Source organism: Streptomyces sp. NPDC007164, assembly GCF_040634135.1.
GTDB classification, from domain to species: Bacteria; Actinomycetota; Actinomycetes; order Streptomycetales; family Streptomycetaceae; genus Streptomyces; species Streptomyces sanglieri.
The window spans coordinates 83,711-99,149 of the sequence record NZ_JBEYFB010000020.1 but is presented as its reverse complement, the minus strand read 5'-3'; the positions used below and the strand labels follow the sequence as shown (position 1 = coordinate 99,149).

The 15,439-nt window shown below is 72.6% G+C and carries 15 protein-coding genes; 7 read left to right on the top strand and 8 right to left on the bottom strand.

Annotation, left to right across the window (positions count from 1 at the left end):
- Positions 1-67 precede the first annotated feature (67 nt).
- Together ABZ622_RS24145 and ABZ622_RS24140 are read right to left on the bottom strand one after the other, a co-directional pair.
- A complete protein-coding gene (locus ABZ622_RS24145; protein WP_360546379.1) occupies positions 68-562 on the bottom strand; it encodes a DUF402 domain-containing protein in 495 nt (164 codons plus the stop codon).
- Complete coding sequence (locus ABZ622_RS24140) at positions 543-1,463, bottom strand: GNAT family N-acetyltransferase (RefSeq protein ID WP_360546377.1); 921 nt, start codon at positions 1,461-1,463, stop codon at positions 543-545. Before ABZ622_RS24140 ends, ABZ622_RS24145 begins: the two co-directional genes overlap by 20 nt.
- 80 nt (positions 1,464-1,543) lie before the next feature.
- Here ABZ622_RS24140 and ABZ622_RS24135 point away from each other — a divergent pair, with 80 nt between their 5' ends.
- Entirely contained in the window at positions 1,544-1,921 is a 378-nt protein-coding gene (locus ABZ622_RS24135; protein ID WP_360546375.1) for a GntR family transcriptional regulator, read from the top strand.
- A 24-nt stretch (positions 1,922-1,945) separates the two neighbouring features.
- Here ABZ622_RS24135 and ABZ622_RS24130 read toward each other — a convergent pair whose 3' ends face one another.
- Entirely contained in the window at positions 1,946-3,049 is a 1,104-nt protein-coding gene (locus tag ABZ622_RS24130; protein ID WP_360546373.1) for a DUF5925 domain-containing protein, read from the bottom strand.
- A gap of 218 nt (positions 3,050-3,267) precedes the next feature.
- Here ABZ622_RS24130 and ABZ622_RS24125 point away from each other — a divergent pair, with 218 nt between their 5' ends.
- Together ABZ622_RS24125 and ABZ622_RS24120 are read left to right on the top strand one after the other, a co-directional pair.
- Positions 3,268-4,077 (top strand): SGNH/GDSL hydrolase family protein, encoded by an 810-nt coding sequence (locus ABZ622_RS24125; RefSeq protein ID WP_360546371.1) that lies wholly within the window; start codon positions 3,268-3,270, stop codon positions 4,075-4,077.
- A gap of 302 nt (positions 4,078-4,379) precedes the next feature.
- On the top strand, positions 4,380-4,643 hold the full coding sequence (locus ABZ622_RS24120; RefSeq protein ID WP_206433474.1) for a hypothetical protein: 264 nt from the start codon (positions 4,380-4,382) through the stop codon (positions 4,641-4,643).
- Between the two features lie 242 nt (positions 4,644-4,885).
- Here ABZ622_RS24120 and ABZ622_RS24115 read toward each other — a convergent pair whose 3' ends face one another.
- Positions 4,886-5,713: an ABC transporter permease gene (locus ABZ622_RS24115; protein ID WP_360546369.1), complete on the bottom strand. Its 828-nt coding sequence runs from the start codon at positions 5,711-5,713 to the stop codon at positions 4,886-4,888.
- Positions 5,710-6,687: an ATP-binding cassette domain-containing protein gene (locus ABZ622_RS24110; protein ID WP_360546367.1), complete on the bottom strand. Its 978-nt coding sequence runs from the start codon at positions 6,685-6,687 to the stop codon at positions 5,710-5,712. The genes ABZ622_RS24115 and ABZ622_RS24110 overlap by 4 nt, the downstream gene beginning before the upstream one ends.
- A 64-nt stretch (positions 6,688-6,751) precedes the next feature.
- Here ABZ622_RS24110 and ABZ622_RS24105 point away from each other — a divergent pair, with 64 nt between their 5' ends.
- Complete coding sequence (locus ABZ622_RS24105; protein WP_360546365.1) at positions 6,752-7,459, top strand: TetR/AcrR family transcriptional regulator; 708 nt, start codon at positions 6,752-6,754, stop codon at positions 7,457-7,459.
- Positions 7,460-7,476: 17 nt separating this feature from the next.
- Here ABZ622_RS24105 and ABZ622_RS24100 read toward each other — a convergent pair whose 3' ends face one another.
- Genes ABZ622_RS24100 through hmgA form a run of 3 tightly spaced genes read right to left on the bottom strand, consistent with a single transcriptional unit; the run spans position 7,477 to position 10,940 of the window.
- Positions 7,477-8,751, bottom strand: coding sequence for a type ISP restriction/modification enzyme (locus ABZ622_RS24100; protein ID WP_360546363.1), 1,275 nt, complete (start codon positions 8,749-8,751; stop codon positions 7,477-7,479).
- Between the two features lie 33 nt (positions 8,752-8,784).
- Positions 8,785-9,561: a GntR family transcriptional regulator gene (locus ABZ622_RS24095; RefSeq protein WP_266691738.1), complete on the bottom strand. Its 777-nt coding sequence runs from the start codon at positions 9,559-9,561 to the stop codon at positions 8,785-8,787.
- A 50-nt stretch (positions 9,562-9,611) separates the two neighbouring features.
- Complete coding sequence (hmgA, locus tag ABZ622_RS24090) at positions 9,612-10,940, bottom strand: homogentisate 1,2-dioxygenase (protein ID WP_360546361.1); 1,329 nt, start codon at positions 10,938-10,940, stop codon at positions 9,612-9,614.
- 155 nt (positions 10,941-11,095) lie between these two features.
- Here hmgA and ABZ622_RS24085 point away from each other — a divergent pair, with 155 nt between their 5' ends.
- The 3 genes from ABZ622_RS24085 to ABZ622_RS24075 all read left to right on the top strand — a co-directional run bounded on the left by ABZ622_RS24085 (position 11,096) and on the right by ABZ622_RS24075 (position 15,371).
- Entirely contained in the window at positions 11,096-13,195 is a 2,100-nt protein-coding gene (locus ABZ622_RS24085) for a right-handed parallel beta-helix repeat-containing protein (protein ID WP_360546359.1), read from the top strand.
- A 92-nt stretch (positions 13,196-13,287) separates the two neighbouring features.
- A complete protein-coding gene (locus tag ABZ622_RS24080) occupies positions 13,288-14,091 on the top strand; it encodes a hypothetical protein (RefSeq protein WP_360546449.1) in 804 nt (267 codons plus the stop codon).
- On the top strand, positions 14,088-15,371 hold the full coding sequence (locus ABZ622_RS24075; protein ID WP_360546357.1) for a hypothetical protein: 1,284 nt from the start codon (positions 14,088-14,090) through the stop codon (positions 15,369-15,371). Before ABZ622_RS24080 ends, ABZ622_RS24075 begins: the two co-directional genes overlap by 4 nt.
- Positions 15,372-15,439: the final 68 nt, after the last annotated feature.

The window sequence follows — 15,439 nt, the reverse complement described above, 5'->3', positions numbered from 1 at the left end:
GGACCGGCTTCCGGGCGGACCGTGCGGCGGTCCGCCCGGAAGCCGGAACGCGCTCCGCCGCCCGCGGTCAGGCCAGCAGCGCCGCCAGCCCCTCGGCGCGGGCCAGCTGCTCCAGCTCGTCCAGGGCCCGCAGCGCCGCCCCGGCCGCCGCGGGGTCGCGCCCGGCAAGGCCGCTCTCCTCGAACTCGTCCTCGTCCAGCCGCAGTACGGACGAACCGTCCGCCGACACCCACAGATCCAGGTCCAGGTCCTCCACCAGCAGCTCCCCGTCCCGCAGCACCGCGGGGCGGGTGATGTCGCAGTACCAGCCCTTGAGCCCGCCCGCGCCGGTACGGACCTCCTTCACGGCGTACCAGCGGTCGCGCCAGTAGTGCTCGGTGAACACATCGCCCGGCTCGAACCGCACGAAGCCGAAGTCGCGGACCCCCGGCGCCGCCCACGGCGCGCGCACCGTCACCCGGACCCCGTCGTCGCGGATCACATCCGCCGGATACCGGATCTTGGTCCGCCCGGCCTTCACCAGGGCGACCACCACGGCGGCCTCAGCCGAGCTTGCGGACATGGCGCACATTCGTGGCACAGATTTCGTAGCCGAACCATCGGTTGATGGCCAGCATCGGTCCGTTGTCCGCGTCGTTGGCGGTGTACGCGTCCGTGCAACCGGCCGCGCGCGCCCGGTGCAGCGAGTCGTTCTTGGCCAGCCTGGCCAGGCCCCGGCCGCGGTACGCCCGGCGGGTGCCCGTCATCCCCGACCAGTAGCGGGTCAGACCGTCGGTCTCCGCCGCGCTGAACGCCGCCACTTCGCCGTCCGCCATCACGACCGAGGTGAGCTCGCGGTCGAGCCCGGGAGCACGCCAGGTGTGATTCAGCCAGTCCTCGTAGTCGTCCAGCAGGGCCGGAGTGTCGCTCGGCTCGTCGGCCGTGGTCTCGGCATCCGCCTCGAAGAGCGGGCGGGGATCGTCCGCGAAGTCCGCGGCGGTACGCAGCTCCACGCCCGGCGGCAGCTCCTGACGGGGCGGCAGCGACCCGTCCGTCAGCCGGAGCCGGGAGAAGTACGCCGGACGGCTCGGCACATAGCCGCGCTTCTCGGCGAAGGCCCTGTTCGACGGGGCATCGAGCACCCAGGTGTACACCGCGCTCGCACCCTCCCGTGCCAGATGCTCCTCGGCCGTGCGCACCAGCAGCGCACCCGCGCCGAGCCCGGCGCGCTCCGGATGCGTGTACGTGTTGCAGAATCCCTGGCCGGGTTCGGGGCTGTCGTGGGCGAGGCCGACCTGCGCGGTCGCGACGAGCTCCCCGTCCACCTCGGCGACCAGCAGCCGGTAGCGCTTGTCGGGGTGGGCGGAGGCCAGTTGGAAGATCACGGACTCGGGTGTCGTCACCACATAGGGCAGGGCGGCCCGCCGGACCCGTACCCAGCCTTCCGCGTCGGCCGGGAGAAAGTCGCGAACAATGACAGTCATGGGCCGGACGTTACGCGTGGGCCGCCACCGGCCGCCCCCGAATTTCCGGCGCCGCGGCGGACGTGGGGGAGAATCGGGGCGTGACCCTGAAGATCGTTCTTGATCCGGACGCCGGTACCGCCCCGTACGAGCAACTGCGCACGCAGCTCTCCGAACTGGCCCGCTCCGGCGCGCTGCCCGTCGGTTTCAGACTGCCGACGGTACGCGGCTTCGCCGAGGAGCTGGGCCTCGCCGCCAACACCGTCGCGAAGGCGTACCGCGCGCTGGAGGCCGACGGGGTGATCGAGACCCGCGGCCGCAACGGCACGTTCGTCGCCGCCGCCGGTGACGCGGCGGACCGTCACGCGGCCGCCGCGGCACAGGAGTACGCGGACCAGGCGCGACGGCTCGGCCTGTCCCGGGACGAGGCGCTGTCCCTGGTGCGCGACGCGGTACGCGCGGCGTACGGGACGGACTGAGCCGGGACGGGGCGGCGGGCCGGCTCAGAGGTACAGGCCCGCGTCCGCCCCGGACTCCTGCTTCGGCACCGAGGCGGGAGCGCTGCCGCGCCGCAGCGCGTACAGCTCGGCGAGCGTCGCGCCCTCGCGGCCGAGCCCGTCCTCCGTGCCCAGCCAGGACACCGCCTCGCCGCGGGTCAGTGATCCCACCTCGATCCTGGCGAGGCAGCGGCCGGGCCTGACCACGGCCGGATGGAGCCGCTCCAGGTCCTCGTTGGTGGTGACGCCCACCAGCACGTTGCGGCCCTGGCCGAGCAGCCCGTCGGTGAGGTTCAGCAGCCGCGACAGCGCCTGGCCCGCGGTGTGCTTGGCCTCGCCGCGGATCAGCTCGTCGCAGTCCTCCAGCAGCAGCAGCCGCCACCGGCCCTTGGCCGTGCCCTCGTCCTCGCCGATCGCGATGTCCATCAGATAGCCGACGTCGTTGAAGAGCCGCTCGGGGTCGAGCACGCAGTCGACCTGGCACCAGTCCCGCCACGAGCGCGCCAGGGTGCGCAGCGCGGACGTCTTGCCGGTGCCCGGCGGGCCGTGCAGCAGGAGCAGCCGGCCCGCGATGTCGTCGGGCGTCACCTTCATCAGCCGGTCCATGGCATCGGCCACCGGCGCCGTGTAGTTGCCCCGGACCTCGTCCCAGGTGCCGGCGGCGATCTGCCGGGTGGTGCGGTGCGGGCCGCGGCGCGGGGAGACGTACCAGAAGCCCATCGTCACGTTCTCGGGCTGGGGTTCCGGCTCGTCCAGGGCGCCGTCCGTCGCCCGTTCGAGGATCTGCTGGGCCAGCTCCGGGCTGGTCGCGGTGACGGTGACGTCGGCGCCGCGGTTCCACCGCGAGACGAGCAGCGTCCAGCCGTCGCCCTCGGCGAGGGTGGCGCTGCGGTCGTCGTCGCGGGCGGCGCGCAGCACCTTGGCGGCCGGCGGCAGCAACGTCGCCCCGGCCTTGACGCGTTCCAGTGAGGAGCTGTGCGAGTACGGCTGCTCGCCCGTCGCGAAACGGCCGAGGAACAGCGCGTCGACCACGTCGGACGGGGAATCGCTGTCGTCGACGGTGAGCCGGATCGGCAGAGCGGACTCAGGGTTGGCGGACATGGCGCCCATGATCCGGCACGGGGATAACCGGCGCACCCGGGTTTCGCTGTCTTCCTCCCCTTTTCCGGCAGCGGCAACGGGCATGACGGGCGCTCAAGGGGCGCGTGGGGGAGCTCGATCCTTGCGGGAAGAGTTGGCATGCACACTTCCGGCGAGGGGGTCGGTACTGCTACCACGGTCTCGGCAGACCGGGCGGAGATCCCACCGGTCGGTCCCAGGGAGGTTCCATGAAACTGTCCAGACTCGCGACGCTCTCGTCCTCGCTCCTGCTCGGTGCCGTACTCGCCCTGACCGGTGCGGCCACCGCCGGCGCCGCCACATCCGTCCAGGCCGTCGACTACGTCGCCCTCGGCGACTCGTACTCCTCGGGTGTCGGATCCGGCAGTTACGACAGTGCCAGCGGCGACTGCAGGCGCAGCACCAAGGCGTATCCCGCCCTCTGGGCCGCCGCCAACTCGCCCGCCTCGTTCTCCTTCGCCGCCTGCTCGGGCGCTCGTACGGGTGATGTGAAGGCCAATCAGCTCGGCCCGCTGACCTCCTCGACCGACCTGGTCTCGATCTCCATCGGCGGCAATGACGCGGGCTTCGCCGATGTCATGACGACCTGTGTCCTCCAGTCGGAGAGCACCTGCCTCAACCGGATCGCCACGGCCCGCGGCTACGTCGAGTCCACCCTGCCCGGCAACCTCGACTCGGTGTACGCGGCGATCCACGCCAAGGCACCGTCCGCCCGTGTCGTCGTGCTCGGCTACCCGCGCTTCTACAAGGTCGGCGGCAGCTGCGCCGTCGGCCTGAGCGACAAGGTGCGCACCGCGATCAACGGCGCGGCCGACCTCCTCAACTCGACGACCGCCAAGCGCGCGGCCGACCACGGCTTCGCCTTCTCCGACGTCGCGGGGAAGTTCACCGGCCACGAGATCTGCTCCGGCAGCGCCTGGCTGCACAGCGTCAACTGGCTCAACATCGGTGAGTCCTACCACCCCACCGCCGCCGGACAGTCGGGCGGATACCTGCCCGCATTCGACTCGGCGGCCTGATTCCGCCGGCGTGTGCGCCGGGCCCGTTCGGTCGTCCGACGGGCAGGAGACCCCCGTTCGCGGGGGGTCTCCGTCCGGCGTGGCGCCGGGGCGGCCCGTGGCCCCTGGGCGGGCCCGCGGGCGGAGTGCCTTCGTCCGTTTCCGTTCTGTCCAACTCGCCCTGAAATAGGGCGGATTCGTGAGTGAGGTGTCAACCTCCGTATGTGTGTGCGTAATCCTGCTACCGGGATACACGAGTGTCGTCGCGGGGCGATAGGGTTAACCTGCCCGGGCCGGGTGCCCTCGTACGGGTGGGGAGTGACATGGAACAGATAGCGATGCGGAGCAGGCCGCGTGTGCCTGCCATCACATGCGGAAGCGGTGCGACGAGTTCGCGCCTCGACCGCCATCTCGCGGTGCTCGGCGGACCCGCCGTGCCACAGCGGGAGGCTGCGGAGGCGACCCTGCTGATGCGTGAGCTCACCTCGCGCGATGCCGCCCACCGTCGTCGGAGCAAGAGCGCGCGGGTCTCGCTCTTCGCGCCGCTGCGACGGCTGAGGCGCTCGCTCTTCGGCAGCCGCCGCTGACCCGACGGCCCGTCACGACCGCTCGACCGGTCCACCGCCCGGGCTCCCCGGCCAGGGTCGGTCGCCCAGCCCCCCGCTCGGGGCCGCGGTGACCACACCGTCCCGGCGCTGCGCCGCTGTCCGCCCTCCTGTCATCCCCAGGGCCCACAGCGGCGCTTCGGTGTGTTCGCGGGGCATCGGAGGGTAAGTGGTCCGGACGGGCCCACCGACCGCCCGCTGGACGAGCTCTCCACCGGCGACGGTCACTCGCCGCCGCGTGCGTAACGCCGTACGGACAGCGGGACGAACACCGCGAGGAGCACCGCCGACCAGGCGAGCGTTCCGGCGACCGGGTGGGCGACCGGCCAGGCGGCGTCGGCGGCCGGGGACGCGTTGCCGAACAGGTCGCGGACGGCCGCGGCCACGGCGCTGATCGGGTTCCACTCCGCGACCGTCCGCAGCCAGCCCGGCAGATTGCCGGTCGGGATGTACGCGCTCGACAGCAGCGGCAGGATGAACGTGGCGCTGCCCAGCTGACCGGCGATCTCCTCGTTGCGGATCAGCAGGCCCAGCCAGCAGCCCAGCCACGACGTGGCGAACCGCAGGAGCAGCAGCAGCCCGAAGGCGCCCAGGGCCGCGAGCGGCCCGCCCTCGATCCGCCAGCCGACCGCGAGTCCGACGAGGGCCAGCGGGACCATGCCGACGGCCGTGGTCAGCAGATCGGCGGCGGTCTGGCCGAACGGCACGGCGGGCCGGCTCATCGGCAGCGTACGGAACCGGTCCATCACCCCGCGGTGGCAGTCCTGCGAGGCCTGGAACATGCCGACCATGATGCCGTTGGCCGCGGTGGCCGCCAGCAGGCCCGGCACCAGGAACGCGCGGTACTCCCGGCCGGGCATGGCCAGCGCGCTGCCGAAGACGTACCCGAAGAACAGCAGCATGGTGATCGGCATGGTCTGGGTCAGGATCACCACGCCCGGGGCCGCCTTGATCCGCTGGAGGTGGCGGCCCAATACGGCCAGGGCGTCGGCGACGGGGGTGCTCGCGGAGCTCGTGGCGGGCCGCTCGTGGATCAGTGTCGTGCTGCTCATGCTGCCGTCTCCTTCACGGGCGGGGAGGTGCGGCCGTCGCCGCGGTCGGTCAGGCGGAGGAAGACCTCGTCGAGCGTCGGCGGGCGCAGGCTCGCGTCGGCCAGCGGTACGCCCGCGGCGTCGAGTTCACGGACGATGCGGGGGAGGGTGAGCGTGGCGTCGGTCGCGATGGCGGCCACGGTGCGGCGCTCGTGGTCCAGCACCGGTTCGGCGCCGGTGAGCTGGTCGAGCACGCAGGCCGCCGGGACCAGCGCCGACTCATGGGTGACCACCACCTCGGCGTAGCTGCCGATGCGGGACTTCAGCTCGGCGGGGGTGCCGCGGTGGGCGGCCCGGCCACGGTCGATCAGCACGATGTCGTCGGCCAGCTGATCGGCCTCCTCCAGATACTGCGTGGTGAGCAGCACGGTCGTGCCCCGGCCGGCCAGCTCCCGTACCGCCGCCCAGATCTGGTTGCGGCTGTGCGGGTCGAGGCCGGTGGTCGGCTCGTCCAGGAAGAGCACCCGCGGGCGGGTCAGCAGACTGGCGGCGAGGTCGAGACGGCGGCGCATGCCGCCCGAGTAGGTGCGGGCCGGGCGGTCGGCCGCCCCGGCCAGCTCGAAGCGCTCCAGGAGTTCGTCGGCGCGGGTGCGTGCCGCGTCGCCGCGGAACCGTTGCAGCCTGGCGAAGAGCCGCAGGTTCTGCCGGCCGGACAGCTCGCCGTCGACCGAGGCGTCCTGCCCGGTGACCCCGATCGCGGCGCGCACCGCACCGGCCTCGCGCAGCACGTCGTGGCCGGCCACCCGGGCGCTGCCGCCGTCCGGCGCGGTCAGCGTGGTGAGCACCCGGACGGCGGTGGTCTTGCCCGCGCCGTTCGGCCCCAGCACTCCGCAGACGGTGCCCTCGGCGACCGCGAGATCGAGCCCCCGCAGCGCGTGGACATCGCCGTATCGCTTCTCCAGACCTTCACTAAGTACAGCGTACGTAGTTGTCATGCGGACCACCGTATCGCACTACGTACGGTGTACGTAACTACGATGGTGGGCGAGGTGATGACCGATGGTGGGGCGACCCGCTGTACCCGAAGTGATCTGGGCACGACCCGAGCGTGCGGGCCGGGGCCCCAGGCCCGCGTTCAGCCGGGCGGACATCGCGGCGGCCGCCGTCCGTATCGCCGATGCGGAGGGCTTCGACGCGGTGTCGATGCGCAAGGTCGCGGCGGAGCTCGGCTGCGGCACGATGTCGCTCTACAACTACGTGCCGCGCAAGGAGGACCTGCACGAGCTGATGCTCGACGCGGTCAGCGGCGGTTACGAGTTCCCCGAGCCGTCCGGCGACTGGCGCGCCGACCTCGTCGCGCTCGCCCACCAGGCCCGCGCGATGATGCACCGCCACACCTGGGTGCCCCGGCTGATGTCACCGGTGTACGGCTTCAGTCCGAACTCCCTGCGGTATCTGGAGTACTCGCTCAGCTGCCTGGACGGGGTGGACGCACGGTTCGGCGAGAAGATGGAACTCATCGCCATGGTCAACGGTGTGGTCACCACCTATGTGTCCAGCGAGATCGCCATGGCGGAGCGCAGCAGGTCGCTGCCCTGGTCCGAGGAGCAGGAGCACGCGGCCCGCACCGGCTATCTGGTCAGCCAGATCGCGACCGGGAAGTACCCCCGGATGGCGGCCGGGTTCGCCGAGGACCCCGGGCCGATCGACATGGACGGGGTCTTCGACCGGGCGCTCGGCCGGGTGCTGGACGCCTTCGACCGGTAGCCCTGCCCGGTGTCCACTCACAGCAGTGCGAACTGCCCGTCCGGGCCCTCCTCCTGATGACCGAGCACCGAGGCGGGCCGCCGGGCGGCGGCCGCGACGGGCAGCACGCCCGCCGCCCGGAGATCGGCGGCCGTGATCTGCGGCCCGTCGGCCAGGCCCTCCCGGCGGGGGCGGAGTCCGTCGAGCAGGGCGATCAGGGTGATCAGCTCCAGCAGCTGGGAGGTCCACTCCTGGGGCCAGGCGTGCGGCCGGACCGCCTCCAGGCCGTCCACGTCCTGCGCGCCGGCCGCCGACCGCCGCCCGAACCAGAGCTCCAGTATCCGGACCCCGCCCACCCGGAACTCCCACGCCCCGGGCGGCACGGGCGAGATGCGGCCCGTCCCCACCATGAGCGTCTCGCTGTCCGGGTCGTACGCCAGCCCGTCCGGCACAGGCGGAACCGCGGCCCGCACATAGGGCCGGCGCCCGCCGGGCAGCCGTGGGCGCTCCGCGCCGCGCGCCCCCCGCAGGTGCAGCCGCAACAGCTCCTGGCCCAGCTCCACCCCGGCCGTCCAGCGCGCGGTGTCGGCGGGCAGCGGGACCACGCAGCCGGCGGGCGAGTGGCGGGCCGCGGCGAGCGCCCAGGCCAGCACCGAACGGGCGGTCACCGAGTCCCCGTGGCGGGCGCGCAGCAGTGCCATCAGTCCCGGGGCCAGATTGGGTTCGCGGCCGTCGGGTCGCCGGAACAGCGGCCGGATCCGGCCGGGCCGGCCCGCGGGGGTGTGGCCGTCCGGCAGCAGCGCCGTCACCGACAGGGCGGGGCCGGTGTCCTGGGGCACGTACCCGTGCTCCACGGCGAAGAGCTGGTGCCCGTCGGCGACCCGCCACAGCTCGGGGCGGGCGGCGTCGATCAGCCGGTGGTCGGGGAGCAGCCACTGCTCGTCGAACGGGCCGTGCGCGATCCGTACCGGCTCCGGGCACGGCCCCTCCTCGCGGGCGAACCGGCCGGTGCCGGTGGCCTGTCCGGGCAGCGCCGCCACCGGGGTGTGCGGGGTACGGGAGCGGGTCGCCCGGAACAGCCGCTCGCGCTCGCCGGCCGGGGCCCGCACCAGCCGGTCCCAGCGGGCCCGGAGGGAGGCGGCGTCGGGGGCGATCACCCAGGGGCGGCCGGTGCGCAGTGGCCGTACGGACCAGGGCATCAGCTCGTCCAGGAGCGGGGCTCGCGTGCCCGGGGCATCACCGCAGCCGCCCGCCGCCCGTGCCGCCACCGTGTCGTCCTCCCCGTCGCCACGTCCGCCCGCCTTCCCGGGCATCGTAGCCGCGCCCCTGCGGCACGGGGCAGTGCGTCAGTGCGCTTCCACGGTGACCGAGAAGGAGAACCGGTCGCCCCGGTAGCGGATCCGCGCCACGTCGACCACCCGGCCGCTCTCGTCGTACGTCACGCCCGTGTAGAACAGGATCGGGCTCAGCAGCGGGACCTGGAGGAGTTCGGCGGTGGCCGGGTCGGCGAGGCGCGCCTCGACCGTGTCGGTGATGCGCGAGATCCGGACGCCGACCCGGTCGCGCAGCACCTTGGTCATCGGCCAGCGTTCGAGATCGGCGACGTCCAGACGGGCCGCGATGTCGGGACGCACCACGTTCTCCGCCCAGTTGGTGGGCTCGTCGCTGTCACCGTCGCGGCGCAGCCGGCGGTAGCTGACCAGTTCCGCGCAGTCGGGGAAGTACTCGGTGAGCTCGCCCGGCACGGCGACCGGGCCGTGGCCGAGCACCGCGGTCCGCTCGCCCGACTGCTGGGCCACGATCGCGTCGATCGAACCCAGCAGCCGGACCGGCGACACCCGGCGGGCACGCGGCTCGATGAACGTGCCGCGCCGCCGGTGCCTGCTGATCAGCCCTTCGGTCTCCAGCTCCTTGAGCGCCTGGCGCATCGTCAGGACGCTGACGCCGTAGTGCGCGGCGAGCTGCTCCTCGGTCGGCAGCCGCGCCGAGGCGTCCCTGGCGCGGCCCAGTATCGAGGCGCGCAACGACTGCGAGACCTGGTACCACAGGGGCAGCTTGCGGTTCAGGACCAGTGAGTCGGGGGCGAAGGCCGGCCCCGGGGGGATCTTGGGCGTCTGAGGCACCTGGGGGCCTTTCGTTCGGACCGGGCCGGATCGGGGAGCGGGCGGTTCGCCTACGGCCTGAAGTTGCGGCTCAGACCCTGCCACACGTCGTCGTAGCCGTGCTGGAGATGGTCGGCGCCGGCCGCCTGCTCCGTCGCCGTCACCGGCCAGCGGGTCTCGAACATGAAGGCGAGGCCGTCGTCGATCTTCTGCGGCTTCAGCTCCGCCTCGCTGGCCCGGTCGAAGGTCTCCCGGTCCGGGCCGTGCGCCGACATCATGTTGTGGAGCGAGCCGCCGCCCGGGACGAAGCCGCCCCTGCCGGCCGTCTTCGCGTCGTACGCGCCCTCGATCAGGCCCATGTACTCGCTCATCACATTGCGGTGGAAGTACGGCGGCCGGAAGGTGTCCTCGCCGACCAGCCAGCGCGGCGCGAAGACGACGAAGTCGACCCCGGCCAGACCGGGGGTGTCGGACGGCGACGTCAGCACCGTGAAGATCGACGGGTCGGGGTGGTCGTAGCTGATCGAGCCGATGACATTGAAGCGGTGCAGGTCGTAGACGTACGGGGTGTGGTTGCCGTGCCAAGCGACCACGTCGAGCGGGGAATGGCCGTACGTCGCCGACCAGAGGTTCCCGCAGAACTTGTTGATCACCTCCACCGGGCGGTCGTCGTCCTCGTACGCGGCGACGGGGGCGAGGAAGTCGCGGGCGTTCGCCAGGCCGTTGGCGCCGATCGGGCCGAGGTCGGGGAGAGTGAACGGCTGGCCGTAGTTCTCGCAGACGTAGCCGCGGGCGGTCGCGTCCAGCAGCTCCACGCGGAAACGGACGCCGCGCGGGATCAGGGCGACATGCCCCGGCTCGGCGCGCAGCAGGCCCAGTTCGGTACGGAGCAGCAGGCCGCCGTGCTCCGGGACGATCAGCAGCTCGCCGTCCGAATCGCTGAACACCCGGTCCGTCATGGACGAGTCGGCGTGGTAGAGATGCACGGCCATGCCGGTGCGCTGAGCCGCGTCGCCGTTGCCGCCGAGGGTCCACAGGCCGGCCAGGAAGTCCGTCCCGGCCGCGGGCTCGGGAAGCGGATCCCAGCGCAGCCGGTTGGGGTCGGGCACGGATTCGGTGAACGGGGCGGTCCGGATCGCCCCGTTGCCGACGCGGACGAACGGCGGATGCGCGGCCGACGGGCGGATCCGGTAGAGCCAGGAACGGCGGTTGTGGGCGCGCGGTTCGGTGAAGGCGGAGCCGCTCAGCTGCTCCGCGTAGAGCCCCAGCGGTGCCCGCTGGGGGGAGTTGCGGCCGTGCGGCAGTGCGCCCGCCACCGCCTCCGAGCTGTGCTGATTGCCGAAACCGGCGGAATGCTCCAGCGCTTCCGCCGTCTTCCTCGCCTGCTCGATGCCGCCCATGTGCGCTCCCGGTGCCGAAGGAATCCTATGGGTAACCGTAGGAATCGAATCGAGGCGAGTCAACGGCATCTGTGACGCACCCGGGTGCCCGGCGGTTCAAATGCGTGGTGCGCAGGGGGGTTCCAAAAGTTGAACAATGCTCTACTCTCCCGCACATGTCGTGGACACGAAGACTTCTGGTGGTCCTGGCGGCGCTGGCCGCCGCCCTCCTCGCGGCCCCTGCCGCCCAGGCGCACGAGGAACGTCCGGTCACCCTGCCCGACGGGACCGGCAGCGTCCCCGTGTACCGCACCGGCGAGCCCGATCTGCTGGTCTGCAAGAGCGACCGGGCGGACTTCGAGCGCCGCGTGTCCGGCTTCCCGGAGGCGCTGCGGACCCGGAACCTGAAGCTCTTCGAACGGTGCCGGAAGTCCGGCTACCGCCACTTGCAGCAGGCCGTCGACGCGGTGGACCGGCCCGGCATGAACATCGCCGTCCTGCCCGGCCTGTACGAGGAGGAGCCCTCGCTGCCGAAGCCGACGGGGGAGTGCACCCGGCTGAAGGCGCCCAACTCCCAGCTCGGCTACCAGATCCTGTCGTACGCCCAGCAGGCGCGGTGCCCGCACAACCAGAACCTGGTGGCGATCCTCGGCAAGAAGGACCTCCAGATCGAGGGCACCGGCGCCGAGCGCACGGACGTGGTCATCGACGCCAAGTACCAGAAGCTCAACGCGATCCGCGCGGACGGCTCCGACGGGATCTACTTCCGGAACTTCACCGCCCAGCGCACCACCTTCAACTCCCTGTACGTGCTGGCCCAGGACGGCTTCGTCATCGACTCCGTCCTCACCCGGTGGAACGACGAGTACGGCTTCCTGACCTTCGCCAGTGACCACGGGCTGTACAAGAACTGCGAGTCGTACGGAAACGGCGACTCGGGCATCTACCCCGGCAGCGCGTCGAACATCAACGACGACCACGGCTACGACGTGCCGCGCTACTCCATCGAGATCACCGGCTGCCGCAGCCACCACAACATGGTCGGCTACTCCGGCACCGCGGGCGACTCCGTCTACGTCCACGACAACGAGTTCGACCACAACATGGGCGGCGCCTCGATGGACAGCGCCTTCCCCGGCCACCCCGGACTGCCGCAGAACCACGCCCGCTTCGAACGCAACCTGATCCACGACAACAACGCCGACTACTACCCCTACGTCGCCGACGGAACCTGCGCCAAGCCGCCTGTGGACCGCGGCTACGAGGACGGCGTCGTCTGCCCGCAGATCTCCATGCCGCCCGGCTCCGGCATCATCACCGCGGGCGGCAACTGGAACCTGTACGAGAACAACTGGATCTACGGGCAGCAGCGCGCCGCCTTCGTCCTGACCGCCGTCCCCGCCTTCATCCGCGGTGAGGACGCGCTGTCCAAGCAGACCGACACCTCGCACCACAACCGCTACGCGGGCAACCGCCTCGGCAAGGACAAGGCGGGCAACTCCCGGCCCAACCGCACCGATGTGTGGTGGGACGGCCAGGGCGAGGGCAACTGCTGGCAGTCGGACGCCGGCCCGTCCTCCCCGCGCGCCCTGCCCGCCTGCGGCGCCGGGCGCGGCTCGGTGACCGGGAGCACCGACCGGCTCGTCGGCGAACCGGTCAAGCTCGCTCAACTGCTGGTCTGCGCCGACTACAACGTGCAGGCGCGCCGGCTGCCGGCCGGCTGCGACTGGTACGGGGCGCGGGGCATCGAGCGCATCGAGGTGCAGGTGGCGCTGACGGTCGCGGTGGTGCTCGCGCTGGTCGGCGGGGTGCTGTGGTGGCGCAGACTGCGCGGCAGCCGGCTCGCCACGGTGGTCACCGGGCTCGGCGTGATCGGCCTCGGGCTCGATGTGGCCGGATCGACGATGGGGCTGGCCGCCTCCTACGTGCCCGCGCTGGCGCTGCTGCTGACCGGGGTGTGGTGGACCGGGACCGGTCTGGTGCTCCGGAGGGAGCGGCCCTGGCTGGGCTGGACCACGGTGGTGCTGGGCGGGCTCACGCTGCTGGACGCCGTGGACAAGGCCGTGTTCATGATCCCGTGGATTCCGCTCAGCCCGGCCTGGGTGCGTGGACTGCTCGGCGTGGTCTGGGTGGTGTGGGCCGTGATCGCCGCCGCCCGGCACGGCGAGCGCGACGCCTCGGACGCGCCCGATGCCCCGGACTCCTCGCCGGCTTCCGCTTCCGCCGCCACCTCTGCCTCTGCCCCTGCACCCGCCCCGGAAGGAGACGCGTCGTGAAGCGTTCCCACAGGCCCTTGCGGACCACCCGGCCGCACCGGACCGCCGGACCGCACCGGACCGCCCGATCCCGCCGGACCGCCCGGCCGGTCGTGGCCGCGGTCACCGCGCTCACCGCGGCCGCCCTCGTGTTCGGGGCGAGCGCCTGCGGCGGGCGGGCCACCACCCACCACAAGCCCGGCACCAGCCATGAGCAGGCCGGCGGCAGCGTCGGCCGGCTGCTCACCACCGACGACGGCTCCGGCAACCGGCTGCGCCAGGTCGACGCCGAGGGTGCCCCCTCGGTGACGGTCGCCGTGCGGCCGGACTCGGAGGACGGCTGGAACGTCCACCTCACCGTACGGAACTTCCGGTTCACCCCGGACAGCGTGGGCGGCGCCGCGCTCCTCGGGCGCGGCCACGCCCGGCTGTTCCTCGACGGCCACCCCCTCGCCCGGGTGTACGGCTCCTGGTACCACCTCCCCGCCGCCCTCGTCCGCGGCGCGGGGAAGGGCGGCACCGAACTCACCGCACGGCTCTACGCCGACGACCACACCGCCTGGGCCGTGAACTCCGCACCCGTCCAGGCCACCACCTCCCTCTCCGGGGCCACAACCGCCCCCGAGAAGACCGCGGCCGCAACACCCCGGCCCGACACGGCACTTGTCGAGATCGTCGTCTCCCACGGCAAGGTCAGCCCCGACCCCGGCCGCACCGAGATCAAGAAGGGCCGGACCGTCGAGCTCCGGGTGCGCAGCGACCGCGCCGACCACCTCCACGTCCACGGCTACGACAAGGAGGCCGCCCTGCCCGCGGGCAGAACCGTCACCCTGACCTTCACCGCCGACCGCAGCGGGCTCTTCGAGGTCGAGACCCACGAGTCCGACCTGCTGCTGACCCAACTCGTCGTGCGGTGAGCGTCCTCGCCCACGGCATCGGCGCCCAGCACGACCTTCCGCTGTCCCCCTTCTACGCCTTCGCCGGTGCCTTCGCCGCGCTCTTCGTCTCCTTCCTCGCGCTCGGCCTGCTCTGGTCCGCCTCCCGGTTCCGCGGCGACCGGGCGGGCCTCCCGGTCCCGGCCGCCCTCCAGCGCCTCGCCGACGCCCGCCCCACCCGTATCGCCCTGCGGGCACTCGGCCTTGCCGCCGCCTTGTACGTCGTGCTCCAGCTCCTCCTCGGCCCCGACGACCCGGGCCGCAACCCGGCCCCCGGCGCCGTATACGTACTCCTGTGGGTCGGGCTGGTCCCCGCCTCGCTCCTCCTCGGTCCCGTCTGGCGGCTGATCAATCCGCTGCGCACCGTCCACCTCCTCGTCAGCCGTGCTCTGGGACGCGACCCCGCCAGGGGCCGCCCCCTTCCCGTACGGCTCGGTCTGTGGCCCGCCGCTGCCGGGCTCCTCGCCTTCACCTGGCTCGAACTCGTCGCCCCCGATCCCGCGTCGGCCACCGCCCTGCTGGTCTTCCTCGGCGGCTACAGCGGCGTCCACCTCGCGGGCGCCGCCCGGTACGGCGCCGGATGGTTCGACCGGGGCGATGCCTTCGAGGTCTACTCGGGGCTGCTCGCCCGGCTCTCCCCGCTCGGCCGCCGCCCTGCCGACCACCGCCTCGTGTTCCGCTCCCCGTTCAACGGACTCGACGCCACCCCGCAGACCCCCGGACTCGTCGCCACCGTCTGCGTCATGCTCGGATCCACCGCCTACGACGGCTTCTCCGACGCCCCGTCCTGGATCACCACCGTCCAGACCTCGTCCCTGGGCCGCACCACCACCGCCGGCCTGGGACTCCTGGGCGCCGTCGCCCTCGTCGCCGTCCTGTACGCCCTGTGCGCCGGCGCCGTCCGGCTGATCTCCGGCCAACTGCGCCACCCCCTCACCGCCTTCGCCCACTCGCTCGTCCCGATCGCCCTCGGCTATCTGATCGCCCACTACTTCACACTCTTCGTCACCGAAGGTCCACGTACGGTCATGGTGGCACTCGGCACCGACAGCCCGGCCCCGCCCGAGCCGCCCCTGGGCCCCGGCGGTGTCGCCACGCTCCAGGTCGCCGCGATCGTCCTCGGCCACGTACTCGGCGTCATCGCCGCCCACGACCGCTCCGTACGCCTCTTCCCGCCCGGCCGCGCCGTCGCGGGACAACTCCCGCTGCTGGTCCTGATGATCACGTACACCATCGGCGGTCTGTCACTGCTCATCGCATGAGAGCGGTCCGCCACCGCTCATCGCACGGGGACCGCGCCGGAAACCGGGCGGCCACCCGCCCGCCGGAC

Excerpts from the sequence above, each read along its gene's own strand:
- ABZ622_RS24120 (WP_206433474.1), top strand. The coding sequence starts at position 4,380 with ATGGAACAGATAGCGATGCGGAGCAGGCCGCGTGTGCCTGCCATCACA.
- ABZ622_RS24085 (WP_360546359.1), top strand. The coding sequence starts at position 11,096 with ATGTCGTGGACACGAAGACTTCTGGTGGTCCTGGCGGCGCTGGCCGCC.
- ABZ622_RS24125 (WP_360546371.1), top strand. The coding sequence starts at position 3,268 with ATGAAACTGTCCAGACTCGCGACGCTCTCGTCCTCGCTCCTGCTCGGT.
- ABZ622_RS24115 (WP_360546369.1), bottom strand. The coding sequence starts at position 5,713 with ATGAGCAGCACGACACTGATCCACGAGCGGCCCGCCACGAGCTCCGCG.
- hmgA (WP_360546361.1), bottom strand. The coding sequence starts at position 10,940 with ATGGGCGGCATCGAGCAGGCGAGGAAGACGGCGGAAGCGCTGGAGCAT.
- ABZ622_RS24130 (WP_360546373.1), bottom strand. The coding sequence starts at position 3,049 with ATGGGCGCCATGTCCGCCAACCCTGAGTCCGCTCTGCCGATCCGGCTC.
- ABZ622_RS24140 (WP_360546377.1), bottom strand. The coding sequence starts at position 1,463 with ATGACTGTCATTGTTCGCGACTTTCTCCCGGCCGACGCGGAAGGCTGG.
- ABZ622_RS24105 (WP_360546365.1), top strand. The coding sequence starts at position 6,752 with ATGGTGGGGCGACCCGCTGTACCCGAAGTGATCTGGGCACGACCCGAG.
- ABZ622_RS24145 (WP_360546379.1), bottom strand. The coding sequence starts at position 562 with ATGTCCGCAAGCTCGGCTGAGGCCGCCGTGGTGGTCGCCCTGGTGAAG.
- ABZ622_RS24110 (WP_360546367.1), bottom strand. The coding sequence starts at position 6,687 with ATGACAACTACGTACGCTGTACTTAGTGAAGGTCTGGAGAAGCGATAC.
- ABZ622_RS24100 (WP_360546363.1), bottom strand. The coding sequence starts at position 8,751 with ATGCCCGGGAAGGCGGGCGGACGTGGCGACGGGGAGGACGACACGGTG.